This is a genomic window from Nocardioides daedukensis (genome assembly GCF_013408415.1).
In the GTDB taxonomy this organism is placed as follows: domain Bacteria; phylum Actinomycetota; class Actinomycetes; order Propionibacteriales; family Nocardioidaceae; genus Nocardioides; species Nocardioides daedukensis.
The window spans coordinates 851,514-876,221 of sequence record NZ_JACCAA010000001.1 but is presented as its reverse complement, the minus strand read 5'-3'; the positions used below and the strand labels follow the sequence as shown (position 1 = coordinate 876,221).

18 protein-coding genes and 1 tRNA gene are annotated in these 24,708 nt (G+C 67.5%); 10 read left to right on the top strand and 9 right to left on the bottom strand.

The genetic code is table 11. The features are described 5' to 3' along the window. Positions 1–31 precede the first annotated feature (31 nt). From BJ980_RS04280 to pyk, 4 genes are all read left to right on the top strand, one after another. On the top strand, positions 32–754 hold the full coding sequence (locus tag BJ980_RS04280; protein WP_179501144.1) for a VIT1/CCC1 transporter family protein: 723 nt from the start codon (positions 32–34) through the stop codon (positions 752–754). Positions 755–979: 225 nt separating this feature from the next. Then, a complete protein-coding gene (gltB, locus tag BJ980_RS04275; RefSeq protein ID WP_179501143.1) occupies positions 980–5,512 on the top strand; it encodes a glutamate synthase large subunit in 4,533 nt (1,510 codons plus the stop codon). Beyond that, positions 5,505–6,983, top strand: coding sequence for a glutamate synthase subunit beta (locus BJ980_RS04270; RefSeq protein ID WP_179501142.1), 1,479 nt, complete (start codon positions 5,505–5,507; stop codon positions 6,981–6,983). Before gltB ends, BJ980_RS04270 begins: the two co-directional genes overlap by 8 nt. Positions 6,984–7,139: 156 nt before the next feature. After that, a complete protein-coding gene (gene pyk, locus BJ980_RS04265) occupies positions 7,140–8,606 on the top strand; it encodes a pyruvate kinase (protein WP_179501141.1) in 1,467 nt (488 codons plus the stop codon). Between the two features lie 18 nt (positions 8,607–8,624). Here pyk and BJ980_RS04260 read toward each other — a convergent pair. Next, positions 8,625–8,697 (bottom strand) — tRNA-Leu (locus BJ980_RS04260). A 163-nt stretch (positions 8,698–8,860) separates the two neighbouring features. Between BJ980_RS04260 and BJ980_RS04255 the strand changes: the two genes are divergently transcribed. Further along, positions 8,861–9,430, top strand: coding sequence for an ANTAR domain-containing response regulator (locus BJ980_RS04255; protein WP_179503755.1), 570 nt, complete (start codon positions 8,861–8,863; stop codon positions 9,428–9,430). A gap of 130 nt (positions 9,431–9,560) precedes the next feature. Next, positions 9,561–10,898 (top strand): ABC transporter substrate-binding protein, encoded by a 1,338-nt coding sequence (locus BJ980_RS04250; RefSeq protein WP_179501140.1) that lies wholly within the window; start codon positions 9,561–9,563, stop codon positions 10,896–10,898. A gap of 198 nt (positions 10,899–11,096) precedes the next feature. Here BJ980_RS04250 and BJ980_RS04245 read toward each other — a convergent pair whose 3' ends face one another. The 5 genes from BJ980_RS04245 to BJ980_RS04225 form a co-directional block, all read right to left on the bottom strand. After that, on the bottom strand, positions 11,097–11,906 hold the full coding sequence (locus tag BJ980_RS04245) for an ABC transporter ATP-binding protein (RefSeq protein WP_179501139.1): 810 nt from the start codon (positions 11,904–11,906) through the stop codon (positions 11,097–11,099). Then, positions 11,903–12,892, bottom strand: a complete 990-nt coding sequence (locus tag BJ980_RS04240; protein WP_179501138.1) for an ABC transporter ATP-binding protein — start codon at positions 12,890–12,892, stop codon at positions 11,903–11,905. The genes BJ980_RS04245 and BJ980_RS04240 overlap by 4 nt, the downstream gene beginning before the upstream one ends. After that, positions 12,882–13,880, bottom strand: a complete 999-nt coding sequence (locus BJ980_RS04235; RefSeq protein ID WP_179501137.1) for a branched-chain amino acid ABC transporter permease — start codon at positions 13,878–13,880, stop codon at positions 12,882–12,884. Before BJ980_RS04235 ends, BJ980_RS04240 begins: the two co-directional genes overlap by 11 nt. Before the next feature lie 10 nt (positions 13,881–13,890). Then, positions 13,891–15,444 (bottom strand): ABC transporter permease subunit, encoded by a 1,554-nt coding sequence (locus tag BJ980_RS04230; RefSeq protein WP_179501136.1) that lies wholly within the window; start codon positions 15,442–15,444, stop codon positions 13,891–13,893. A gap of 138 nt (positions 15,445–15,582) precedes the next feature. After that, the gene (locus BJ980_RS04225; protein ID WP_246279921.1) at positions 15,583–16,326 is read right to left on the bottom strand and encodes a DUF554 domain-containing protein; all 744 of its coding nucleotides are present in this window, start codon (positions 16,324–16,326) and stop codon (positions 15,583–15,585) included. Positions 16,327–16,403: 77 nt separating this feature from the next. Here BJ980_RS04225 and BJ980_RS04220 point away from each other — a divergent pair, with 77 nt between their 5' ends. Then, positions 16,404–16,970, top strand: a complete 567-nt coding sequence (locus BJ980_RS04220; protein ID WP_179501134.1) for a GNAT family N-acetyltransferase — start codon at positions 16,404–16,406, stop codon at positions 16,968–16,970. Between the two features lie 56 nt (positions 16,971–17,026). Here BJ980_RS04220 and BJ980_RS04215 read toward each other — a convergent pair whose 3' ends face one another. Then, positions 17,027–17,458, bottom strand: a complete 432-nt coding sequence (locus BJ980_RS04215; RefSeq protein WP_179501133.1) for a hotdog fold thioesterase — start codon at positions 17,456–17,458, stop codon at positions 17,027–17,029. A gap of 70 nt (positions 17,459–17,528) precedes the next feature. Here BJ980_RS04215 and polA point away from each other — a divergent pair, with 70 nt between their 5' ends. Beyond that, positions 17,529–20,246, top strand: coding sequence for a DNA polymerase I (gene polA, locus BJ980_RS04210; protein WP_179501132.1), 2,718 nt, complete (start codon positions 17,529–17,531; stop codon positions 20,244–20,246). On the opposite strand, the gene BJ980_RS04205 is transcribed toward polA, so the two are convergent. Further along, positions 20,240–21,502, bottom strand: a complete 1,263-nt coding sequence (locus BJ980_RS04205) for a polysaccharide biosynthesis protein (protein WP_343047683.1) — start codon at positions 21,500–21,502, stop codon at positions 20,240–20,242. The genes polA and BJ980_RS04205 overlap by 7 nt on opposite strands. 69 nt (positions 21,503–21,571) lie before the next feature. Here BJ980_RS04205 and BJ980_RS04200 point away from each other — a divergent pair, with 69 nt between their 5' ends. Further along, on the top strand, positions 21,572–23,257 hold the full coding sequence (locus BJ980_RS04200) for an MmpA family trehalose lipid delivery protein (RefSeq protein ID WP_179501130.1): 1,686 nt from the start codon (positions 21,572–21,574) through the stop codon (positions 23,255–23,257). A 77-nt stretch (positions 23,258–23,334) separates the two neighbouring features. Beyond that, positions 23,335–23,490: a hypothetical protein gene (locus BJ980_RS04195; RefSeq protein ID WP_179501129.1), complete on the top strand. Its 156-nt coding sequence runs from the start codon at positions 23,335–23,337 to the stop codon at positions 23,488–23,490. Positions 23,491–23,534: 44 nt separating this feature from the next. Here the strand turns inward: BJ980_RS04195 and BJ980_RS04190 are convergent, their stop codons facing one another. Then, positions 23,535–24,704 carry a glycosyltransferase gene (locus BJ980_RS04190; protein WP_179501128.1) on the bottom strand — a complete coding sequence of 390 codons (1,170 nt, stop codon included), beginning with the start codon at positions 24,702–24,704 and terminating at the stop codon, positions 23,535–23,537. Positions 24,705–24,708 lie beyond the last annotated feature (4 nt).

Sequence of the window (24,708 nt, the reverse complement as noted above, 5' to 3'; positions counted from 1 at the left end):
GAGATCGCCGTCGCGGGCTAGTTTCACCACCATGGGCGATCTTCCAGCAGCACACGTGGTCGGGCATGAGCACGCCGACGTCACCGGGGGCTGGCTCCGGCCGGCTGTCTTCGGCGCGATGGACGGACTGGTCTCCAACGCGGCGTTGATCGCCGGGGTCGCGGGCGGGACCCGCAGCGCCGACGGCGCCTCCGCCGTCGTGCTCGCGGGCCTGGCCGGGCTCGCCGCCGGGGCGTTCTCGATGGCGGCCGGCGAATACGCCTCGGTGGCCAGCCAGGCGGAGGCGGCCGAGTTCGAGGTGGCCAAGGAGCGCCGGGAGATCATCGAGAACCCGGGCGCCGAGCAGGCCGAGCTCGCCGCGATGCTGGCCGACAGGGGGCTGGAGGAGTCGTTGGCCAAGGAGGTCGCGGCCCAGGTCCATCGCGACGTCGACACGGCGGTCGCCGTGCACTCGATGGAGGAGTTCGGGATCAACCCGAGCGAGCTCTCCTCGCCGTACGTCGCGGCCGGATCGTCCTTCGTCGCCTTCGCGGTCGGAGCGCTGGTCCCGGTCCTGCCGTTCCTGTTCGGCGTCACCAGCCTCTGGCCGGCGATGGTCGCCACACTCGTGGCCCTGTTCATCTGCGGCGCGGTGGTGACCCGGGTGACCAGTCGCCAGTGGTGGTTCGGCGGCGGACGACAGGTCGCGCTGGGCGGCGTCGCCTTCGCGGTGACCTATCTGGTGGGCATGGGAGTCGGCGGAGCAGTCGGGTGATCCAGGCGGGTTCCGGATGGATCCGCCTGACCCGCCGCCACGCGTGAGATGAGGGTCACTCGCCCCCTCGGGGCGAGCGCGAGCGTGTTTTCGGACCCCATCGGGGTGTTATTGTTTCCCTCCGCGAGGGCCAGTGTCGTCCCCTGCAGCAAAGATTCACCTCTTTCACTGCCAGTTCGCCGGATCCGCACACCGGACCGGCGCAGATGACGACGGGAGAATGCCATGCATGCATTCCCTCCGCCTCAGGGTCTCTACGACGGAACCAACGAGCACGATGCGTGCGGCGTTGCCTTCGTAGCCACCCTGACCGGCGTGGCCAGCCATGACATCGTGTCGAAGGCGCTGACCGCACTTCGCAACCTCGAGCACCGTGGTGCCGCAGGTGCCGAACCCAACTCGGGTGACGGCGCAGGCATCCTGATGCAGGTGCCCGACGCGTTCTTCCGTGACGTCGTGGACTTCGAACTACCCGTGGCCGGCTCGTACGCCGTCGGCACGGCCTTCCTGCCCGGTGACGCCGAGCAGGTCGCCAAGACCCGCGAGCAGATCAGCCAGATCGCCGCCGAGGAGGGCCTGAAGCTGCTCGGATGGCGCGAGGTGCCCACCAACTCCGAGCCCCTCGGGCAGACCGCACTGGACTGCATGCCTGCCTTCCAGCAGATCTTCGTCGCAGGTGACGGGCAGCGGGTCACCGGGATGGCGCTGGAGCGCCTGGCCTTCGTGCTGCGCAAGCGCTCCGAGCGCGAGACGGATGTCTACTTCCCCTCGCTCTCCTCGCGCACCATCGCCTACAAGGGCATGCTCACCACCGAGCAGCTCGACCAGGTCTTCCCCGACCTCGTCGACGAGCGGGTCGCCTCGGCCGTGGCCGTGGTCCACTCGCGGTTCTCGACCAACACCTTCCCGAGCTGGCCGCTGTCGCACCCGTTCCGCTTCATCGCCCACAACGGTGAGATCAACACCGTGATGGGCAACCGGAACTGGATGCGGGCCCGCGAGGCGCTGCTGTCCTCGGACCTGATCCCCGGCGACCTCGAGCGCCTGTACCCGATCTGCACCCCGGGTGCATCCGACTCCGCATCCTTCGACGAGGTGCTCGAGCTCCTGCACATGGGTGGCCGCTCGCTGCCGCACTCGGTGCTGATGATGATCCCCGAGGCGTGGGAGAACCACACCGAGATGGACGCGAAGCGTCGCGCCTTCTACGAGTTCCACTCCGCGATGATGGAGCCCTGGGACGGACCGGCTTGTGTCGTCTTCACCGACGGTGCCCAGGTCGGCGCCGTGCTGGACCGCAACGGCCTGCGACCCTCCCGCTACTGGGTCACCGACGACGGTCTCGTCGTGCTGGCCTCCGAGGTCGGGGTGCTCGACATCGACCCGGCCACCGTGGTCCGCAAGGGTCGCCTGCAGCCCGGCAAGATGTTCCTGGTCGACACCGACGAGCACCGGATCATCGAGGACGAGGAGATCAAGACCTCCCTCGCCACCGAGAACCCCTACGAGGAGTGGCTGCACGCCGGCCTGATCCACCTCAACGACGTGCCGAACCGCGAGCACATCGTGCACACGCACGCCTCGGTCACCCGGCGCCAGCAGATCTTCGGCTACACCGAGGAGGAGCTGCGGGTCCTGCTGACCCCGATGGCGAACACCGCCGCCGAGCCGATTGGCTCGATGGGGACGGACTCGCCGATCGCTGCGCTGTCGGAGAAGCCCCGGTTGCTCTTCGACTACTTCGCGCAGCTCTTCGCGCAGGTCACCAACCCACCGCTCGATGCGATCCGCGAAGAGCTGGTCACCTCGCTCAACGGCACCATCGGGCCGGAGTCCAACCTGCTCGAGCCGACCCCGGCCTCGTGCCGCCAGGTCGTGCTCCCGTTCCCGGTGATCGACAACGACGACCTCGCCAAGATCCGTCACATCAACCGTGACGGTGACATGCCCGGGTTCATCACCCACGTCTCGCGCGGCCTCTACGAGGTCGAGGAGGGTGCACCGGCGATGGCGGCGCGGATCGACGAGATCTGCCAGGAGGTCTCCGACGCGATCGCCGACGGGGCCCGCATCATCGTCCTCTCGGACCGGCACGCGGACCAGTTCAAGGCACCGATCCCGTCGCTGCTGCTGACCGCTGCCGTGCACCACCACCTGGTCCGCGAGAAGACCCGCACCCAGGTCGGCCTGATCGTCGAGGCCGGTGACGTCCGCGAGGTCCACCACGTGGCCCTGCTGGTCGGCTTCGGCGCCGCGGCCGTCAACCCCTACCTGGCGATGGAGTCCGTCGAGGACCTCGCCCGCGAGGGTTACTACGTCAAGGCCGAGCCCGAGCAGGCGGTCCGCAACCTGGTGAAGTCACTGGGCAAGGGCGTGCTCAAGGTGATGTCCAAGATGGGCGTCTCCACGGTGGCCTCCTACACCGGTGCCCAGATCTTCGAGGCGGTCGGCCTCTCCCAAGAGGTCATCGACAAGTACTTCACCGGCACCACCTCGAAGCTGGGCGGCATCGGCATCGAGGAGATCGCCCGCGAGGTCAAGATGCGTCACGACATCGCCTACCCGGTCAGCGGCATCCAGGCCGCGCAGCGCGAGCTGAAGATCGGCGGCGAGTACCAGTGGCGTCGTGACGGCGAGCCGCACCTGTTCGACCCGGAGACTGTCTTCAGGCTCCAGCACTCGACGCGTGCCGGCCGCTACGACGTGTTCAAGGAGTACACCGCTCGCGTCAACGAGCAGTCCGAACGGCTGATGACCCTGCGCGGGCTCTTCAAGTTCAAGGACGCGGAGTCGGCAGGCCGCCAGCCGATCCCGATCGACGAGGTCGAGCCGGTCTCCGAGATCGTCAAGCGCTTCTCCACCGGTGCCATGTCCTATGGCTCGATCAGCATGGAGGCGCACGAGACGCTGGCGATCGCGATGAACCAGCTCGGCGGCAAGTCGAACACCGGCGAGGGTGGTGAGGACCCCGAGCGCCTCTATGACCCGACCCGTCGCTCGTCGATCAAGCAGGTCGCGTCCGGTCGATTCGGGGTCACCTCGGAATACCTGACCAACTCCGACGACATCCAGATCAAGATGGCGCAGGGTGCCAAGCCCGGCGAGGGTGGTCAGCTGCCCGGTCACAAGGTCTACCCGTGGGTGGCCAAGACCCGGCACAGCACGCCCGGCGTGGGCCTGATCTCGCCGCCGCCGCACCACGACATCTACTCCATCGAGGACCTCGCACAGCTGATCCACGACCTGAAGAACGCCAATCCGGTGGCTCGGGTCCACGTGAAGCTGGTGGCAGAGGTCGGCGTGGGCACCGTCGCGGCAGGCGTCTCGAAGGCGCACGCGGACGTGGTGCTCGTCTCCGGCCACGACGGCGGGACCGGCGCATCGCCGCTCACGTCGCTCAAGCACGCCGGTGGTCCCTGGGAGCTCGGCCTGGCCGAGACCCAGCAGACGCTGTTGCTGAACAACCTGCGCGACCGCATCGTCGTACAGACCGACGGCCAGCTGAAGACCGGGCGCGACGTGGTCATCGCTGCGTTGCTGGGGGCCGAGGAGTTCGGCTTCGCCACCGCGCCACTGGTGGTCTCCGGCTGCATCATGATGCGGGTGTGCCACCTCGACACCTGCCCGGTGGGCGTCGCGACGCAGAACCCCGTCCTGCGTGAGCGCTACAGCGGCAAGGCGGAGTACGTCGTCAACTTCTTCACCTACATCGCTGAAGAGGTGCGCGAGCTGCTGGCCGAGCTCGGCTTCCGCTCCATCGACGAGGCCGTGGGCCAGGTCGAGTCGCTCGACGTGGAGAAGGCTGTCGGTCACTGGAAGGCCTCGGGTCTCGACCTGACGCCGATCCTGCACGTCCCGGCACTTCCCGAGGGCGCCGCTCGTCGCAATACCACCGGCCAGGACCACGGTCTGGACAAGGCGCTCGACAACGAGCTGATCCGGATAGCCGCTCCCGCGCTGGAGAACGGTGAGCCGGTCCGTGCCCAGGTCGAGGTCCGCAACGTGAACCGGACCGTCGGCACGATGCTCGGCCACGAGGTCACCAAGAAGTATCGCGGTGAGGGCCTGCCCGAGAACACCATCGACATCACGTTCACGGGCTCTGCCGGGCAGTCCTTCGGTGCCTTCGTGCCGAAGGGCGTCACGCTGCGCCTCGAGGGCGACGCCAACGACTACGTCGGCAAGGGACTCTCGGGCGGACGGGTCGTCGTACGCCCCGATCGTGCCGCGACGTTCGATGCCTCGCAGCAGGTGATCGCCGGGAACACGATCGGCTACGGAGCCACGTCGGGCGAGGTGTTCCTGCGGGGACAGGCCGGCGAACGCTTCGCGGTGCGCAACTCGGGTGCCTCCCTGGTGGTCGAAGGCGTGGGCGACCATGGCTGTGAATACATGACCGGTGGTCGTGTGGTGATCCTCGGCCCGACCGGACGCAACTTCGCGGCCGGTATGTCGGGTGGCTACGCCTTCGTGCTCGACATCGACGAGGGCCGGGTCAACCCGGAGCTCGTCGAGCTCGGGCCGGTCGGGGGCGAGGCCGCCGAGGAGCTGCACACGCTTGTCACCAAGCACTTCGAGGAGACCGGATCCACGGTCGCCGAGGAGCTGCTGACCGACTGGGCCACGAACGTTGCCCGTTTCACCGAGGTCATGCCCAGCGACTTCAAGAGAGTCCTCGAGACGCGTGCGGAAGCGCTCGCCGAGGGCCTCGACGAGGAGCAGGCAGCGGCCCGGATCATGGAGGTGCTTCATGGCTGACCCCAAGGGCTTTCTGAAGGAAGGCCGCGAGGTTGCAAACCGCCGTCCCGTCGACGAGCGGGTCAAGGACTGGAACGAGGTCTACCCCGGTGGAGCCGGGCGGGCCCTGCTGCCGATCATCACCAAGCAGGCCGGTCGCTGCATGGACTGCGGGATCCCGTTCTGCCACCAGGGCTGCCCGCTCGGGAACATCATTCCCGAGTGGAACGACCTGGTCTGGCGCGACGACTGGGAAGGCGCGATCGACCGACTTCACGCGACGAACAACTTCCCGGAGTTCACCGGTCGGCTCTGCCCGGCACCGTGCGAGACGGCCTGTGTCCTGGGCATCAACCAGGACCCGGTGACCATCAAGAACGTCGAGGTCTCGATCATCGACAAGGCATGGGAGTCGGGCTTCGTCCGGCCCCAGCCGCCGGAGTGGCTGACCGGGAAGACCGTCGCCGTGATCGGCTCCGGTCCCGCGGGCCTGGCTGCCGCACAGCAGCTCACCCGCGCGGGTCACACCGTCGCGGTCTACGAGCGCGCCGACAAGATCGGTGGCCTGCTGCGCTACGGCATCCCCGAGTTCAAGATGGAGAAGCAGCACCTGGACCGTCGCCTCGACCAGATGCGCCGCGAGGGAACCGTCTTCCGGGCGGGCGTGAACGTCGGCGAGGAGATCACCGGCAACGAGCTGCGTGACCGCTATGACGCGGTCGTGCTCGCCATGGGCTCGACCACGCCGCGCGACCTGCCGATCGAGGGCAGGGAGCTCGCCGGCATCCACCAGGCCATGGAGTTCCTGCCGCAGTCGAACCGGGCCTCGCTCGGCGAGCCGGCGACCTCCGACGGCTCGGAGCAGATCCGGGCCGACGGCAAGAACGTCGTGATCATCGGTGGCGGTGACACCGGAGCGGACTGCCTCGGGACCTCGATCCGTCACGGTGCAGCATCGATCACCCAGCTCGAGATCATGCCGCAGCCGCCCGCGGAGCGTCCGTCGAACCAGCCGTGGCCGACCTATCCGATGACCTTCAAGGTCTCCTCGGCCCACGAGGAGGGTGGCGAACGGGTCTATGCCGTGTCCACCAAGAAGTTCATCGGTGACGAGGACGGCAACGTCCGGGCGCTGCTCCTGGTCGACGTGGTCATGCAGGACGGCAGGCTGAGCGAGGTCGAGGGCACCGAGCGGGAGATCCCGGCCGAGCTCGTGCTGTTCGCGATGGGCTTCACCGGCCCCGAGACCGACGGGCTGATTGACCAGCTCGGAGTGGAGCTGGACGAGCGGAAGAACGTCGCACGCGACAACTCCTACTCATCATCGGTCGAGGGAGTGTTCGTGGCCGGCGATGTCGGTCGCGGCCAGTCGCTCATCGTGTGGGCGATCGCCGAGGGACGCTCCGCCGCGGCTGCGGTGGACGAGTTCCTCAACGGTTCGACCAACCTGCCGGCGCCGATCCCGCCCACGGCTCGGCCGCTGGTGGTCTGAGCCGCAGCCGTCTCACTGGGCCGTCTCACTGGGCCTTCTCATTGGGTCATCACCGGACCGTCATGTGCTCGAAGCGAAAGTGGCTAGCACATGGCGGTCCGGTGTCATCTGGGCGGGCAACAGGGCCTCGGCCCACACGAGCGATAGGGTCAAGGTGTGCGTAGAGCAAAGATCGTCTGCACCCTGGGCCCAGCAACCTCGACACCCGAAGCGATCCGGAACCTGGTCGACGCCGGGATGAACGTCGCTCGTCTGAACATGAGCCACGGCACGCACGAGGACCACCGCGAGGTCTACCACCGGGTGCGCAAGGCCTCGGACGACACCGGCCGGGGTGTGGGCATCTTCGCCGACCTGCAAGGCCCCAAGATCCGCCTGGGGCTCTTCCCCGACGGTCCTGCGCTGTTGATGGCGGGGGAGCAGTGGACCATCACCACCCGCGACGTCCCCGGCAACGCCCGCATCGGCTCCACGACGTACGCCGGCCTGCCGGGAGACGTCGGGCCCGGCGATCCGATCTTGATCGACGACGGCAAAGTGCGACTGAAGGTGGTCGCCGTCGAGGGGACCGATGTCGTCACCGAGGTCGTCGTCGGTGGCCGGGTCAGCAACCACAAGGGCATCAACCTTCCCGGCGTCGCGGTGAACGTCCCCGCGCTCTCGGAGAAGGACATCGCCGACCTGCGGTTCGCGCTCGGCCTCTCGGTGGACTTCATCGCCCTCAGCTTCGTGCGCAGTGCGGCCGACGCTGACGACGTACGCCGGATCATGGACGAGGAGGGCGTGCACGTCCCCGTGATCGCGAAGATCGAGAAGCCGCAGGCGATCGAGAACATCGACGGCATCGTGAAGGCATTCGACGGGCTGATGGTCGCGAGGGGTGACCTCGGCGTCGAGTGCCCGCTCGAGGACGTGCCGTTCCTGCAGAAGCGCCTGATCGAGAAGGCCCGCCGCAACGCGAAGCCGGTGATCGTGGCGACACAGATGCTGGAGTCGATGATCTCCGCGCCGGCGCCGACGCGTGCCGAGGCCTCCGACGTGGCCAACGCGGTGCTCGACGGCGCCGATGCGGTGATGCTGTCGGGGGAGACGGGCATCGGTGCCTATCCGATCATCACCGTGGAGACGATGGCCCGCATCGTCGCCTCCACGGAGGCGCACGAGCTGGACAACATGGCGGCGATCACCTGGAACCCGCGCACGCGTGGGGGAGTCATCGCCAAGGCCGCTGCCGAGGTCGGCCACCGGGTCAATGCGAAGTTCCTCGTCGCCTTCACCCAGAGCGGCGACTCGGCTCGTCGGCTCTCGCGCTACCGCAGCTCGATCCCGGTGCTGGCCTTCACCCCGCTCGCCTCCACCCGTTCGCAGCTGTCGATGTCGTGGGGCGTGGAGACCTTCAAGACCGCCCCGGTCGAGCACACCGACGAGATGGTGCGTCAGGTCGACGAGGCACTGCTGAAGTCGGGACGGGTCAAGGAGGGCGACTACGTGGTGATCATCGCGGGTGCGCCCCCGGGGATCCCGGGCTCGACGAACGCACTCCGGATCCACCGGATGGGCGACGCCATCAACGAGATCGCGCCTGCCTATCGACGCGAGGGCATTCGACCAGCTGGTCGATGAGGCTCCGGATCGAGCGAGTACCCCGGGTGGGATTCGAACCCACACTGTATGCAGTTTGAGTGCATCGTCTCTGCCGTTGGACTACCGGGGCTGGCCGGGAAAGGCTACCTGACCGCGTGGCGCCGGGGGCACGCAGCCCGTGGAAATCGACGGCGTACCCCGCTCGGTCATAGTCTGGGGGAGTGAACCAGGCACCCGACCCCGCCAGCGCCTCCCGTCGTGTCGTCATTGCAGAGGACGAGGCGTTGATCCGGATGGACCTCGCCGAGATGCTCGGCGAGGAGGGGTACGACGTCGTGGGCCAGGCAGGTGACGGCGAGCAGGCGATAGCACTCGTCGAAGAGCTCCGGCCAGACCTGGTCATCCTCGACGTGAAGATGCCGCGCCTGGACGGGATCTCCGCCGCCGAGCGGATCGCGCACCAGCGGATCGCGCCGGTCGTCATCCTCACTGCCTTCTCGCAGCGTGACCTGGTCGAGCGAGCACGCGATGCCGGCGCGATGGCCTACCTGGTCAAGCCGTTCTCGCGCAACGACCTGGTGCCCGCGATCGAGATGGCGGTCAGCCGCTTCGCGGAGCTGACCAGCCTCGAGGACGAGATCGCCGACCTGACCGAGCGCCTCGAGGCGCGTAAGGCGGTCGAGCGCGCGAAGAGCATCCTTCAGCGCGACCTCGACATCTCCGAGCCGGACGCCTTCCGTTGGATCCAGAAGACCGCGATGGACCTCCGTCTGTCGATGCGCCAGGTGGCCGACGGGGTGGTCGAGCACGGCGTCCACGGTCCGTCAGCGCCAGAGAGCACCGTGACCGGCCACGAGGGCTGAGGTATACGTAAGGTCACGAATTGGCAACGGCCCCTTCGTCTCCCGCTCAGCGCGCGCGGTTGGTACTAGGTTTCTCCCACAAGTGTCGTGTGTCACATCACGGCTGAGCCAGTGGAGAACCGGAGGGTCAATGATTCGCCCCACCAAGAAATTGCGTCTCGGGACGGCAATTGCAATCGGAGCCGTTCTGGCGCTTGGCGCCTCGTGTGGAACGGACAAGGACGATTCCGACAACAACGCGTCCGACAACGCGAGCGAGAAGTCGTCGAAGAGTTCCGATGACTGCAAGGTCAAGGAGTTCCCGAACGTCAAGGGCGACGGGACCTTCACGGTTGGCACGCTGCTTCCGCAGACCGGTTCGCTGGCATTCCTCGGCCCGCCGGAGTTCGCGGCCGTCGACCTGGCCGTCAAGGACATGAACGAGGCCGGAGGTGTGCTCGGCAAGGACGTGAAGGTGGTGCACTCCGACTCCGGTGATGCCCAGAACCCGATCGCCTCGCAGTCGGTGGACAGCCTCATCGCCAAGAAGGCCGACGTCGTCGTGGGCGCAGCGTCCTCGAGCGTGTCGCTGCTGGTGATCGAGAAGATCACCAGCCAGGGCATGGTCGAGATGTCCCCGGCCAACACCTCGGACCAGTTCAGCACCTACTGCGACAACGGGCTCTACTTCCGCACCGCTCCGCCGGACACCCTGCAGGGTCGGGTGCTGGCTGACACGATCATCGAGGACGGCAACGCGACCGTCGGCATCCTGGCCCTCCAGGACGCCTACGGCACCGGGCTCGCCGGGCACGTCGAGAAGAACGTGAAGGCGGCCAACGCCGAGGTCGTGGAGAAGATCATCTATGACCCCAAGGCAGCGAACTACTCGACCGAGGTCTCCTCGATCAAGGCTGCTGACCCCGAGGCGATCGTCCTGATCGGCTTCGACGAGACCAAGAAGATCATTCCTGAGCTCGTCAAGCAGGGCGTGGGACCGGCGACCAAGAAGATCTACCTGGTCGACGGCAACCTGAGCGACTTCTCCAAGGACTTCGACCCCGGCACGATGGGTCCGAACGTCAAGGGCTCGCTCCCGGGCGTTGCCGCCACGGACGACCTGAAGAAGCGTCTTGCGACGGTCGACCCGAAGCTGCAGGACTGGAGCTATGCCGCTGAGTCCTACGACGGCACGGTGCTGATGGGCCTGGCTGCCATTGCCGCCAAGTCGGACGCAGGTCCGGCCATCGCCAAGGAGCTTCCGGGCGTCTCCCGCGAGGGCACCAAGTGCAAGACCTTCAAGGAGTGCAAGGACCTGCTCGAGGCCGGAGAGGACATCGACTACGACGGCTACAGCGGTCCGATCGACTTCCTGGACAACGGTGACCCGGGCACCGCGTTCATCGGCATCTACCAGTACAAGGCCGACGGCACCTACGAGTTCGTCAAGGCCAGCCAGGGCGAGATCTCGGCTGACGACATCGGCTGATCACCGCTCCTGACGAGCACAGGCAAGACCGGCGGGGCCGGCACGGGAAACCGTGCCGGCCCCGTTCGGCGTTCTCGGACGTGGCACTGGAACGCGGAAGGGCTGCCCCTCGGCCCCGGGCTCCTACGCCGAAATGAGACCGAGCCGCCGCAGGTCGCCACTCGGTGAGTGACGACGTACGACGGCTCGGGCGAGGAGTCAGGCCTTGGCCAGGGTCCCCAGGTAGAGCGAGATGACGTGCGGATCGTTCATCAGGTCCGAACCAGCACCGGTATAGGCGTTGCGGCCCTGGTCCAGCACGTAGCCGCGGTCGCAGATCTGCAGGCAGCGGCGGGCGTTCTGCTCGACCATGATCACGCTGACGCCGGTGCGGTTGATCCGCTTGGTCAAGATGAAGACCTCGTCCTGCAGGACGGGGGAGAGACCCGCGGACGGCTCGTCGAGGAGCAGCACGGAGGGCTCCATCATCAGGGCCCGGGCCATGGCGACCATCTGCCGCTCACCGCCGGAGAGGGACCCGGCTCGCTGCTTGCGTCGGTCGGACAGGCGCGGGAACAGGTCGACGACGTAGTCCCAGCGCTCGGAGAACTTCTTGGGCCGCAGGAAGAGGCCCATCTGCATGTTCTCCTCGACGGTGAGTGTCGGGAAGACGTTCTCCGTCTGGGGCACGAACCCGACACCCATGTCGACCAGCTGGTTGGCCTTCTTGCCACGCAGGGACTGGCCCCGGAGGGTGATGTCTCCCTCGCGAACCGTGACCAGCCCGAAGATCGCCTTCAGCAGGGTCGACTTGCCGGCCCCGTTCGGACCGATGATGCCGACCAGCTCACCCTCGTTCACGTGGAAGTCGCAGTGGTTGAGGATGTTGACCTCGGGGATGTAGCCCGCGGTCAGGTCATCGGCGCGCAGGAGTGCGCCCTCGGCGGCCGCGAGGTGCTCCGCGCGGTCGATCGCGGCAGACTCACCACTTGCGTTCTCGTAGGCGTTGGCCCCGGACTTCTTGCTCATGCGGTGCCCTCTTCCTCTTCTTCCTTCGCGATCACGTCCGCAGCCTCCTGCATCTGCTGCTCCTCCTCCTCGAGGGTGAGCGGCGCGTCGTGGTGGGCGCCGAGATAGGCGTCGATCACGGCCTGCTGCGCCATCACCTCGTCGGGTGGGCCCTCGGCGACCACCTGTCCCTGGGCCATCACGATGACCCAGTCGGACACGTCGCGTACGACGTCCATGTCGTGCTCGACGAAGACGACCGTCATGCCCTGCTCGCGCAGGCCTCTGATGTGCTCGTTGAGGCTTTGGCGCAGTCGAGGGTTCACGCCTGCCATCGGTTCGTCGAGCATGACCATGTCCGGACCGACCATCAGTGCACGCGCCATCTCGAGGAGCTTGCGCTGCCCGCCGGACAGGCTGCCGGCATAGTCGTTGCGCACACGGACGAGGTTGAAGAGCTCCAGGAGCTCGTCGGCCCGTTCGGTGACCTTCGCCTCCTGTTCCATCCAGAGGAAGGGCAGGATCGAGGCCCACAGCCTCTCGCCCTTCTGGTCGCTCGCGCCGAGGCGGAGGTTCTCCAGGACCGTCATCCGGGCCAGCGACTTGGTCAGCTGGAAGGTGCGCACCATGCCCTTGCGGGCGACCTTGTGCGGCGCCAGCTTGGAGATGTCGTCGCCGTTGAACTTCCACAGGCCGCTGTCCGGCTTGTCGAAGCCGGTCAGAAGGTTGAAGAACGTCGTCTTGCCAGCCCCGTTCGGACCGATGAGGGCCGTGATCGCACCACGCTGGATCTCGACGTGCTCGACGTCGACGGCGGTCAGGCCACCGAAGGTGCGGACCACGTTGTCGGCGACCAGGATCGGGTCCGGCTTCGACCCGCCCGGGCGCTGTTCCGCGGTGCGCAGGGCGGCGACGGCCGCCTTGGCACGCTCGCCGGGCTCACGCCTGGTCTCGACGGTTCCGGCTTCGCTGGTGTCGGCGGTGGATGGTTCGTTGTCAGCGGGCATCGAGCTGCAGCTCCTTCTTGTCGCCGAAGATTCCCTGGGGGCGGTAGATCATCAGCAGCATCAGCACCAGTCCGACCAGGATGAAGCGGACCTGTCCGATCTGGGTGTAGGTCATGATCGAGTCCGAGATGTAGCCGGCACCCTTGGCCGCCTTGAGGAACGCGTCGAGGAAGACCAGCGAACCCCAGAAGATCACGGCACCGACGACCGGGCCGAACACTCGTGCGGCGCCACCGAGCAGCAGCACGGTATAGGCGAAGAAGGTGTACTGCGGCGCGAAGTTGTCCGGGTTGGCCGACGAGTTCGCCAGGGCGATCACCATGCCCGCGGCGGCTCCGAACAGACCACCGATGATCAGGCTCTGCATCTTGTAGGCGAACACGTTCTTGCCGAGGCTGCGTACCGCGTCCTCGTCCTCACGGATGCCCTTGATGACGCGGCCCCACGGGCTGCTCATCAGGAGCCAGGTGATCAGGATCCCGAGGATGACCAGCACCCATCCGACCGTGACCACCCACAGGGTGTACTGCGAGAGGTTGAGCGGTCCGATGTCGAGTCCGCCGCTGTAGATGTTCAGGTTCCGGAACTCCGTGCTGAACACCGGGGAGCCCTGGAGACCGTCGGAGCCACCGGTCCACTCGCTCAGGGTGGCCGAGCGGAAGAAGAGCCGGATGATCTCACCGGCGGCGATGGTGACGATGGCCAGGTAGTCGGCTCGCAACCTCAGGGTCGGGATGCCGAGCAGCATTGCCAGGACGACGGTCCAGGCGATGGCGAACAGCAGCGCGACAGGAAGACTCATGCCGAACGTCGAGATGCCCATGGCCACGCCGTAGGCGCCCATGGCCATGAAGCCGGCCTGGCCGAAGTTGAGCAGGCCGGTGTAGCCGAAGTGGATGTTCAGTCCCATTGCCGCGAGGCAGTAGGCGACGACTTCCCAACCGATCAGGGCCGAGGCCGTTTGAGAGAAGATTGATCCCCATTCCATGACAGTCTCCTCAACCGACTCGTTCGGATCGGCCCAGGATGCCCTGGGGCCGCAACAGCAGGATCAGGATCAGCACGGCGAACGCTGGGATGTTCTTCAGCTCCGGCGGGATCCAAAGGGTTGAGACCGTGACGAACATGCCCACGACCAGGCTGCCCGCCAGGGCGCCGAAGGCGGTTCCGAGGCCGCCCAGGGTGACGCCGGCGAAGACCAGCAGCAGCAGGTCGAAGCCCATGTCGAACTTCACCTGCTGGGAGAGGCCGAGCAGGATCCCCGACAGGGCCGCGAGTCCACCGCCCATCACCCACACGAACAGGATCACCCGGTTCACGTCGATTCCGGAGGCTGCGGCGAGGGCCGGGTTGTCCGAGACTGCCCGCATTGCCTTGCCGGTCCGGCTGTGGATCACGAAGAGACCGACCAGAACCAGGATCACCAGGGCGATCGCCATGCTCCAGAGGTCACGCGGTGCGAGCGAGATCGGGCCGAAGTTGATGCCGTCCTGGATCACGTAGTCGGCGTACGACTTGTTGTCGCCACCCATGAAGTACTGGAAGACGAAGCGGGCGAAGATCGAGAGACCGATGGTCACGATCATCATCGCGATCAGACCCGTCTTCCGTTTCCGCAAGGGTCTCCACAGGCCGACTTCTTGGGCGCCACCGGCCAAGGTGCAGATCAGCACCGCCAGCAGGGCAGCCACGAAGAAGGGGACGCCGTTCGTGTTCATCGCCCAGGCGATGATCGCGCCGAGCGCGATCATCTCGCCGTGGGCGAAGTTCACCAGGCCGGTGGTCCCGAAGATGAGGGAGAGCCCCAGCGCAGCCAGCGCGAGCAGCAGACCGAAGCGGACACCCTCGACGACCAGCTGGAGGGCCTTGTCGGAGGTGCTCAGCACCTGGCGGTTGTCCTTGCCCATCGGGAAGATCAGTGTGCGCTGGATCCCCGCGCCGACGTTGGCCGTGACCTCTGACTTGTAGCCGTCGCGGACCGAGACGCCGTCGGGGAGCTCGTCCTTGTCGACGAAGACCTTGTAGGTCCCGGGCTCGGGGAGGAACACGCTCCACTTGCCCTCGGCGTCCGAGGTGGCGGTCTCGGTGAACTCACCGTCCGAGGACTCGACGACGATCTGGACCCCTTCGACGGGGGTCTTGGCGTCACCGTCCTGGTTGAGGATCGTGCCGTGGACCGATTCGGTCAGCCGGAGCTTGAGCTCGACGATCTTGTCCGAGGGGAGGGTGATGGAGACTCCCTCCTCGGCCTTCTCCGGGACGCGCACGCCGGGCGGGACCTTCTCGGGGTCGACCTTGACGACATAGTCACCGGGGCCGGGGGTCTCGACGGTGAAGCCACCCTGGGCGTCCGAGACGACGTCCTCGGTGAACTTGCCATCGGCCGAGGCCACCGTGACGGTCACCTCAGGCACCGCAGCTCCGTTGATGTCGATCACGGTTCCGGTCAGGGTGTTCCCGGCGGCCACGGCGGAAGGTGCGGCGCCGGCGATGAGTGCGAGCGCGAACACCCCCAGCACCAGGCTCAGGAATCGGGTGAGTCGCCGTTGCACGAAGGGCTCCTGTCGCATACGGATTCCGGACACGTCCAGCCGCCATCCCGGCTTCGGACTGAGCGGGACTATATCCACAGGGTGACCCAGGTCATAGACGAATGGCGGCTTTGTCACCGTCCTGTGTCCAAACTGTGTTCAGCGCAGGAGGACGACGACTTCCACCGCGACCGGGGCGACGAGGAGCGCCGGCAGCAGGTCTGCGACGGCGAGCTCGCGGATCCGCAGCAGGCGCAGAGCGACGCCGACCAGGATCAGGCCACCCACGGCCGTGATCGCAGCAAGGTGCGCTTCGGGCAGTACGTCGCCCAGTGCCACGCCGACCAGGGTGAGGGCGCCCTGCACCGTGATTACGGTCAGGATGCTGGCTGCGACGCCCCACCCGAATGCCGCAGCGAACGCGATGGCCGCGAAGCCGTCGAGGGCGGACTTCAGGTAGAGCTGGTCGGCGCCGTTGCCCAGTCCGTCGTTGAGGGAACCCAGGATGGTGAGTGGGCCGGTGCAGAAGACCAGGGAGGCGGTGACGAAGCCCTCGATGAACCGGTGCCGCTCGGCCGACTCGGCGCCGCCCTGGAGCCGGGACTGGAGCCATCCGCCCAGGCTCGCGACCCGTGATTCGAGTCGGAGCAGTGACCCGACGATCCCGCCGATCAGCATGGACGCCAGGAGGATCAGCATCGGCGCACTGTCACCCACCGCCGCGGACAGTGCCGGGCTGAGCACCTCGAAGGCGCTGACGGCTGCGATGAGCAGGGTGACCAGGCCGAGCGCGTCGGTGACCAGCTCCCGGGTGCGCTGGGGAAGTCGGTTGCCCAGGAGAAGTCCGAGCAGCGCACCGAGCAGGACGGTGGCGACGTTGACGAGGGTGCCGATTCCGGGCAAGGGGGACTCCTCTGGCATGGCGGGCGGGGCCGAGCGTAGTCTCCGTCCCGGAGCACCAAGCCGGGAAGGGCTGATTCATGAGCAGGACAGCAGCGACGCTGCGCGGAGCCACCACCGACGATGCCGCAGCGTTGGTGGGACTGTGGAGCGACCTGTTGCGACGGGGTACCCCTTCGGACCTCCTCGAGGAGATGAAGGAGGTGATCGGCAGGATCGCAGAGAACCCGGCAGAACAGATCGTCATCGCTGACTGTGACGGCGCCGTTGCCGGTGCCGTGATCCTGCGCACGAGCCCGCTCACCCCGTTCAACTCCGAGGTCGCGGTGCAGGCGATCTCTCCCCACGTCGCGCCGGCGTTCCGGCGCCGAGGGATCGGTCACCAGCTGATGGAGGCCGCGGTCCAGCACGCCGAGGAGCAGGGCGTGGGACACGTCGCGGCAGCCTCGCTGAGCAACTCGCGTGACGCGCACCGGTTCCTGGCCCGGATGGCGCTCGCGCCCCAGGCCGTCCTGCGGATCGCGCCGACCCACGTCGTACGGATGAAGCTCAGCGGGCGGCGCCCGACCTCAGCGCCGCACCGCCAGCCGTTGGGGCAGGTCCTGGCCCAACGTCGCTCCCTGCGCCGTCAGCGCGACAGCGCCTGACCCTCGGTGCGGGGGCCCGGGTGGCTCTGGTGCCTCTCAGGAACGCGCGGGACCCCTCAGGGCGCAGCGATGAGGGCGCAGGTGATCCGTGAGGTGCACAGGCGCTTGCCCTCCTCGTTGGTGATCACGATCTCCCAGGTGCAGCTGCTGCGGCCCAGGTGCGCGGGTGTCGCCACCCCGGTGACCACGCCGCCGGTGGCCGAGCGGTGGTGGGTGGCGTTGATGTCAACGCCCACTGCGATCTTGTCCGGCCAAGCGTGGATCGCGGACCCGATCGATCCCAGCGTCTCGGCGAGCACCACCGAAGCGCCCCCGTGGAGGAGGCCGTAGGGCTGCGTGTTGCCGGCGACCGGCATGGTCGCCATGATGCGCTCCGGGGTGACCTCGATGACCTCGACGCCCATCTTCTCGTTGAGCGCCCCCTGACCCTCGGGCATCGAGGCCAAGAGCTCGTCGATCTGTGCTGGATCCATGGATGGTCTGCTCATGTGCGCATTGTGCCCAATGCCGCCGGTGCCGGGGTCGGCGGATGTCCCTGTCGGTCGCTAGAGTCGCAACGTGCCTGAGAACCCTGTCGCCCCGGCCCGTCCTCGCCTGTTGCTGCTCGACGGGCACTCGCTCGCCTACCGCGCCTTCTTCGCGCTGCCGGTGGAGAACTTCTCCACGGCCACCGGGCAGCACACCAACGCGGTCTACGGGTTCACCTCGATGCTGGTCAACGTGCTGCGAGACGAGCGCCCGACGCACGTCGCAGTCGCGTTCGACAAGTCCCGGCAGACGTTCCGGTTGGCCGAATACAGCGAGTACAAGGCCAAGCGCAACAAGACGCCCGACGAGTTCCGCAGCCAGCTGCCGCTGATCCAGCAGATGCTCGACCACATGCGGATCATGCACATGGAGCTCGACGGCTACGAGGCCGACGACATCATCGCCACGCTCACCACCGAGGCACTCGCCGACGGGATGGAGGTGTTGATCCTCACCGGCGACCGCGACTCGATCCAGCTGGTCACCGAGAACTCCACCGTCCTCTACCCGATGCGCGGCGTCAGCGACCTGGCCCGCCTCACCCCCGCCGCCGTCGAGGAGAAGTACGGCGTCCCACCGCACCGCTATCCCGAGCTCGCGGCCATCGTGGGGGAGACCTCCGACAACCTGCCCGGCGTGCCGGGCGTGGGACCGGGTTTCGCCGCCCGCTGGATCAACCAGTACGACGGCCTCGACAACGTGATCGCCCGTGCCGACGAGATCACCGGCAAGAAGGGTGAGGCACTACGGGCCCACCTCAGCGACGTGATCCGCAACCGTCACCTCAACGCCCTGGTCCGCGACCTGGCGCTTCCGCTGCGTCCCGGTGAGCTGTCCCGGCGCGAGTGGGACCGGACCAGCGGGCTCGAGCTGCTCGACGAGCTCGAGTTCAGGGGCGAGCTGCGGACCCGGCTGCTCGACACCATCGACCCCGACTCCGAGCCCGAGACCACGGCCGAGAGCGGATTCGAGCTCGACGGCACGCGACTTGCGTCCGGCTCGGTCGCGGCATGGCTCGAGGAGCACGCCTCGGGCGAGGACCGCGTCGGCGTCGCCGTGCAGGGGGCCTGGCGCAGTGGCACCGGGGACGTGCTGTCGATCGCGTTGGCCACCACCCGTGGAACGGCTGCCTGGATCGACGTCACCGAGCTCACCCCGCAGGACGACGCCGCGATCGCCGCGTGGCTCGCCGACCCGTCGCGAGCCAAGGTCCTGCACGACTCGAAGGGACCGGCCCTGGCCCTCGCGGCACGTGGCTGGGAGCTGCGTGGCCTCGCAGTGGACACCGCCCTGGCTGCCTATCTGGTCCAGCCCGACCAGCGTTCCTACGACTTGGCAGACCTGACCCTGCGCTACCTCAAGCGGGAGCTGAGGCAGGACACCGGCGACGCCGACCAGCTGAGCTTCGACACCATCGAGGACGGAGGCGCCAGCGACGTCTCGATGCTGACCGCTCGCGCCGTGCTCGATCTCGCCGACGCCCTGGACGAGGCGGTGGAGGAACACGGCGGGACTGCGCTGCTCGCGGACGTCGAGCTGCCCCTGGTCGACACGTTGGCCCGGATGGAGCAGACCGGCATCGCCGTGGACACCGACTATCTCGAGGGTCTCGAGTCCGAGTTCGGTGAACAGGTCCGGGCCGCGGCCCAGGACGCCTATGACGTGATCGGCAAGGAGATCAACCTCGGCTCGCCCAAGCAGCTGCAGGTGGTTCTCTTCGACGAGCTCAACATGCCGAAGACCAAGCGCACCAAGACCGGCTACACGACCGATGCCGATGCGCTGCAGTCGCTCTACGAGAAGACCGAGCATCCCTTCCTGCAGCACCTGCTGCGCCACCGTGACGTGATCCGCCTGCGCCAGACCGTGGAGGGCCTGCTCAAGACAGTTGCCGGCGACGGCCGCATCCACACGACGTACAACCAGATCATCGCGGCGACCGGGCGTCTCTCGAGCACCGACCCGAACCTGCAGAACATCCCGATCCGCACCGAGGCAGGCAGGCGGATCCGGGAGGCATTCGTCGTCGGCAGCGGCCAGGGCGCGCAGTTCGAGTGCCTGCTGACCGCCGACTACAGCCAGATCGAGATGCGGATCATGGCGCACCTGTCCGAGGACGAGCAGCTCATCGAGGCGTTCCGATCCGGGAGCGACTTCCACTCGATCACGGCGGCCAAGGTGTTCGACATGCCCGCCGACGAGGTCGGCGTGGAGCAGCGCGCGAAGATCAAGGCGATGAACTACGGCCTGGCCTATGGGCTGTCGGCCTTCGGCCTGTCCCAGCAGCTGCGCATCGAAGCCTCCGAGGCCCGGGTGCTGATGGATGACTACTTCGAGACCTTCGGTGGCATCCGCGACTACCTCAACGGGGTCGTCGCCGAGGCCCGGCGCAGCGGCTTCACCGAGACGATCATGGGTCGTCGGCGTTATCTTCCCGACCTGACCAGTGACAACCGGCAGCGTCGCGAGATGGCCGAGCGGATGGCCCTCAATGCGCCGATCCAGGGATCGGCCGCCGACATCATCAAGGTGGCCATGCTCAACGTGGACAAGGCGATCACCGAGGCCCAACTGAGCTCACGAATGCTTCTGCAGGTGCACGACGAGCTCGTGCTCGAGGTGGCAGCGGGGGAGCGGGAGCAGCTCGAGGAGCTGGTCCGTCGTGAGATGGGTGGGGCCGCGAGCCTGACCGTGCCACTCGATGTCTCGGTGGGCACCGGACAGAGCTGGCACGAAGCCGCTCACTGAGGGGCGATGCCTGCCAGTGCGTCGGGCTGCGGGACGGGTCGGCGGATGATCACCAGGCTCAGCACGAACAGCACCGCGAGCAGGCCGCCGTCGACGGCCACCACGAGCAGGAGCAGCTCGCCGAGCGTGCTGACGATCGTCATCCCGCCGGCCACGAGTGCGACCAGCGCTGCCCAGACGAGATAGATCGAGCGCTGGCCCTGTCGTGCGAGCACCGAGTAGACGAGCAGCTGGAGCATGGACAGCGCGGTGCCCAGGATCGCGAAGAGCCAGAGCCGCGACTCGATCTCGGAGTAGTCCTTGCCGCCCACGAAGACCATCGCCACTTCCGAGAGCAGGACCGAGCCGACGACCGCGACCAGGCCGAGCAGCCCGACCAGGGACAGGGACCGGGTCAGCGCCCGGCGTCGCTCGCCGGCCGAGGCCATCGCCGGGAAGGCCAGCACCACGATGAACTGGGGGAGGAAGAGCACCGCCTTGGTGAGGATCAGGCCGCCGGCATAGAGGCCGGCGTCGTGCTCGTCGAGGACGTTGCGAGCCACGATCACATCAGCGTTGGAGAGCGCGAAGAAGGCGAGCAGCGCCTGGGAGTTCAGGACCGTCTCGCGAATCATCGGCCGGATCGAGTGCCGATCGCTGTGCTCACCCGGGGTACGTGCGTGGCGCAGGGCGAGCCACCCGACGACGACCGGCACGAACTGGCCGATCACGACGGCGATCATCGCGTTGAGCTCGGTCGGCTGCCAGGCGAGGAGCGCCACACCGATGACCAGGCGCGGCACTCCGTTGGCGATGTAGACCAGCGACAGCGTGAGCCAACGGCGCTCACCCTGGAGTACGCCGATCTGCCCGCCCATGACTGTCATCGGCACGGCAGCCACGGCGATCAGTGCGGCGACGAGGAGGTTATCCAGACGCAGCACGTGGTTGATCACCGGAGCGAGGACCAGGAGGAGCACGCCGACGACGAGGGCGGCGCGATGGGTCACCCTCATCGTGGTGTCCTCGATCTGGCCGACGTGCCCGGGATCGGCCGAGATCCGGCGCGCGGCGGTTGCCTGCAGGCCCAGCTGGAGAACGCTGATCACCAGCAGGGTGGCCATCAGGCTGGCCAGGGCGCCGTAGGGCTGGGGGCCGAGCAAGCGTGCTGCCAGCATCGTGAAGCCATAGGTTCCGACGTTCATGATGCCCATGGCGACTGCTATCGATCCGCCACCGAGCAGCCATTTCGGGAGTCGGCTGGGCTTCGTCGTCACCACTCGACGGAGTCTGTCACACGGGGCGAAGCAGGTCGGTCGTGGATCGCCTATGTTTGCCGGGTGCCGATGACCGACTCCACCAAGATGCGCGTGGACCGGGCGTTGCCGTGGATCTGGGCACTGGTCCTCGGGTCGCTGCTTCTCGGGCCGGCGCTCGGCCGCGGCTACGTCCTCAGCTATGACATGGTCTGGGTGCCGGACCTCGCACTGCGCACCGACTTCCTCGGAGTCGACAGTGCGCTACCGCGGGCAGTGCCCTCCGATGCGGTCGTCTCGGTCCTGGACGAGCTGGTGCCGGGCATGCTGCTCCAGAAGCTGGTCCTGCTCATGGGCCTGGTGGCTGCCGGCGCGGGTGCCGCGCGACTCGTGGGTGGTGCGATCGGCGTACGGCTCGTGGCCGTGAGCGTGATGGTCTGGAACCCCTTCGTGGTGGAGCGGCTGGTCCTGGGCCACTGGCCGGTGCTGGTCGGTTATGCAGTCCTGCCCTGGCTGGTGATCGCAGCTCGTCGGGCCAGGTCGACTGGCCCGGGGCCTGCCCTGCTGCTCCTGGTCCCGTTGGGTTGCCTCAGCGCGGGGGCCGGGCTGGTGACATCCCTCGTGGTTCTCGTGATCGGCTGGAGCGCTCGCGCCCGCGACAACCTGCTGCTGCTCGCACTGGTGCTTGCTGCGAACGCGCCCTGGCTGGTCTCCGGCCTGATCCACTCGAGCGACGCGACGTCGGACCCGGGGGCCGCTGCACTCTTCGCCCTGCGGGGAGAGGGCCACCTGCCGGCAGTGGTGACTGCGCTGGGACTCGGCGGCGTCTGGAATGCCGAGGTCGTCCCGACCTCCCGGGAAGGTGTCCTCGGGTTGGTGTCGACGCTGGTGCTGGTGGCACTGTGCGCCCTCGGCGCCCGACGCTGGTGGCGTGCCGAGACCTCACGCGACCGCGTGGCCCTGCTGGTGTTGTGGACGATCGGCTGGGGCCTGGCCGTCCTGACCTGGGCAGCGCCCGGGGTCATCGGCTGGTTGGCGGGGCACGTGCCCGGTGGGGGACTTCTGCGCGATGGCTCGCGGTTCCTCGCCCTGTGCGTGCCGTTGCTCGTCATCCTCCTCGCGCACGGGGTGACGTCCCTGGGTGCCCGGATCCGTGACCATGGCGTCCGGACGGTCGCCGTGGTCGGACTGGTGCTGACGCCGATCGCGCTGATGCCGGATGCGGCCTGGGGGGTCTCGGGAAGCCTGCATGCGACTGAATACCCACGCGGCTATGCCGACGCCGCCGCCGCGATCGCCGACGACACACGCGATGGGGACGTCGTGGTCCTGCCGTTCTCGGCCTACCGGGCCCCGTCCTGGAACCAGCGTCACAAGGTCCTCGACCCACTGCCGCGCCACCTGCCCCGCAACTACGTGGTCAACGATCAGCTGCTTGTCGAGGACCGGATGATCGCCGGCGAGGACCCCCGGGTCCCGAAGGTGTTGGACGCACTGGACGAGCCGAGCCCTTCCGCGCGTGCGCGCGCCCTTGCTGCCCTGGGGATCAGATATGTGGTCAGTGACGCGTCCGGACCCGAAGCACCGCCGGAGGTCTCCGGGACGGTGCTGAGCGCGAGTGATCCGGTCACCGTCATCGTGCTCGACGAGGTGGCTGAGCGGGCCACGCCCGGGTCGTGGCCGTGGTGGATGGGCCTGGCCTGGGCCGCGTTCCTGACGCCACTGGCAGCCGGGCTCGTGGGTGCCCTGCGCACTCGTCGTGCACGACACGTGTGACCTGCATCGCGATTCGATGTGTCCGTTGCCAGTCCCACTGCTATCGTTCTCGTCGATAGCCTAGGGAGGGTTACATAATGAACAGCATCATCGGCGGCATCGCCGCTTTGATCGTGGGAGGCGGCCTCGCTTCTGCGACGGTTTTCGGAGTGGTCTCCTCGCAGACCGGCACCAGCGGTGAGTCCCCGGCGAACGTCAACCAGCCGGTGATCCCCTACGGCGCGAACAACTGACGCAGACCTTCGCAACCGCACGAACAGTCAAGACCCCGACCTGGTCACCTGACCTCGTCGGGGTCTTGCTTGTCCAGACGCTCGCCGGCCATGGCGCGAGTGAGGACCTGGGCGAACGATCCGTGGGCATGGTCCCAGGTGAAGCGACGGCTCATCTCGAGCGCTCCGTCAGCCAGGCGCTCGAGTTCTGCACGGTCGATGAGCAGGCGGCGTAGCGCCTCGACGAACTCGGCCTTGTTCTCGACCAACACCCCGGACACACCGTCCGCGATGGACTCGCGCGTGCCGCCCGCCGAGGAGTAGGCGACGCACGGGGTCCGGTGGTTGCCAGCCTCCCCGATCACCAGGCCCCACCCCTCCTTGAGCGAGGGGAGGGCAAGCACCCAGGAGCTCGCATAGATCTCCTGCTTGCGGGTCTCGCTCACGTGGCCCTTGAACGTGATCCCACCGACACGGTCGAACTGTGCGGCGTACTCCTGCAGCTCCTCGCTCCACCAGCCGTCTCCGACGATCACCAGGCGCAGTCCGGGCAGCTCGGTGCGTAGGTGCGCCCAGGCGTCGATGGCGTGCTCGACCTGCTTGTGCGGGACCAGCCGCCCGACCGAGCAGATCGTCGGGACAGCAGCGCGTTCCACCGCGACCGGTGGTGGCGGAGTGGTGCCGTTGTGGACGACCGCGATGCGCTCGGCATCCACGCCCAGCTCGATCAGCTCCTCGCGGGTGGCCTGCGAGACGGCGACGTACTGGCAATTGCGATAGACCCTGGGCGCCAGGGTCTTCTCGATCCACCAGCCGACCTTGCCCGCCCTGCCGGGGAAGACCACCGGCCACTGCTCGCGGTGGACGTGATGGACCAGGACGACCACCGTCCGACGGGTGAACAACCGGGTCAGGAACGGAAGGCCGTTCTGTACGTCGACCACGACGTCGACGTGGCCGAAACGGCGGGTTGCCAGACTGAGCATGCCGCGCAGGTAGACGCTGAGCTTGGATCCTCGGCGGACATAACGGATGTTGTCGCGCACCTCGTCGCGCGGTGCCGCATCGTGCTCAGCACTGAAGATCGTAACGCGCGCTCCACGCTCGACGAGGCCATGGGCGATCTGGTCGAGATACAACTCGGCGCCGCCACCCTCAGGGTTGGTGGTGTCGCGCCAGCTGAAGAATACGACGTGCTGCCCGTCGAGTCGATGAGCGGATGAAGAGTTGGCCACCGAA

What these genes read in the sequence shown, in the direction of transcription:
- BJ980_RS04280 (WP_179501144.1), top strand. Translation starts at nt 32, where the DNA reads ATGGGCGATCTTCCAGCAGCACACGTGGTCGGGCATGAGCACGCCGAC.
- gltB (WP_179501143.1), top strand. Translation starts at nt 980, where the DNA reads ATGCATGCATTCCCTCCGCCTCAGGGTCTCTACGACGGAACCAACGAG.
- BJ980_RS04270 (WP_179501142.1), top strand. Translation starts at nt 5,505, where the DNA reads ATGGCTGACCCCAAGGGCTTTCTGAAGGAAGGCCGCGAGGTTGCAAAC.
- BJ980_RS04255 (WP_179503755.1), top strand. Translation starts at nt 8,861, where the DNA reads ATGGACCTCGCCGAGATGCTCGGCGAGGAGGGGTACGACGTCGTGGGC.
- BJ980_RS04250 (WP_179501140.1), top strand. Translation starts at nt 9,561, where the DNA reads ATGATTCGCCCCACCAAGAAATTGCGTCTCGGGACGGCAATTGCAATC.
- BJ980_RS04245 (WP_179501139.1), bottom strand. Translation starts at nt 11,906, where the DNA reads ATGAGCAAGAAGTCCGGGGCCAACGCCTACGAGAACGCAAGTGGTGAG.
- BJ980_RS04240 (WP_179501138.1), bottom strand. Translation starts at nt 12,892, where the DNA reads ATGCCCGCTGACAACGAACCATCCACCGCCGACACCAGCGAAGCCGGA.
- BJ980_RS04235 (WP_179501137.1), bottom strand. Translation starts at nt 13,880, where the DNA reads ATGGAATGGGGATCAATCTTCTCTCAAACGGCCTCGGCCCTGATCGGT.
- BJ980_RS04220 (WP_179501134.1), top strand. Translation starts at nt 16,404, where the DNA reads ATGAGCAGGACAGCAGCGACGCTGCGCGGAGCCACCACCGACGATGCC.
- BJ980_RS04215 (WP_179501133.1), bottom strand. Translation starts at nt 17,458, where the DNA reads ATGAGCAGACCATCCATGGATCCAGCACAGATCGACGAGCTCTTGGCC.
- BJ980_RS04200 (WP_179501130.1), top strand. Translation starts at nt 21,572, where the DNA reads ATGACCGACTCCACCAAGATGCGCGTGGACCGGGCGTTGCCGTGGATC.
- BJ980_RS04195 (WP_179501129.1), top strand. Translation starts at nt 23,335, where the DNA reads ATGAACAGCATCATCGGCGGCATCGCCGCTTTGATCGTGGGAGGCGGC.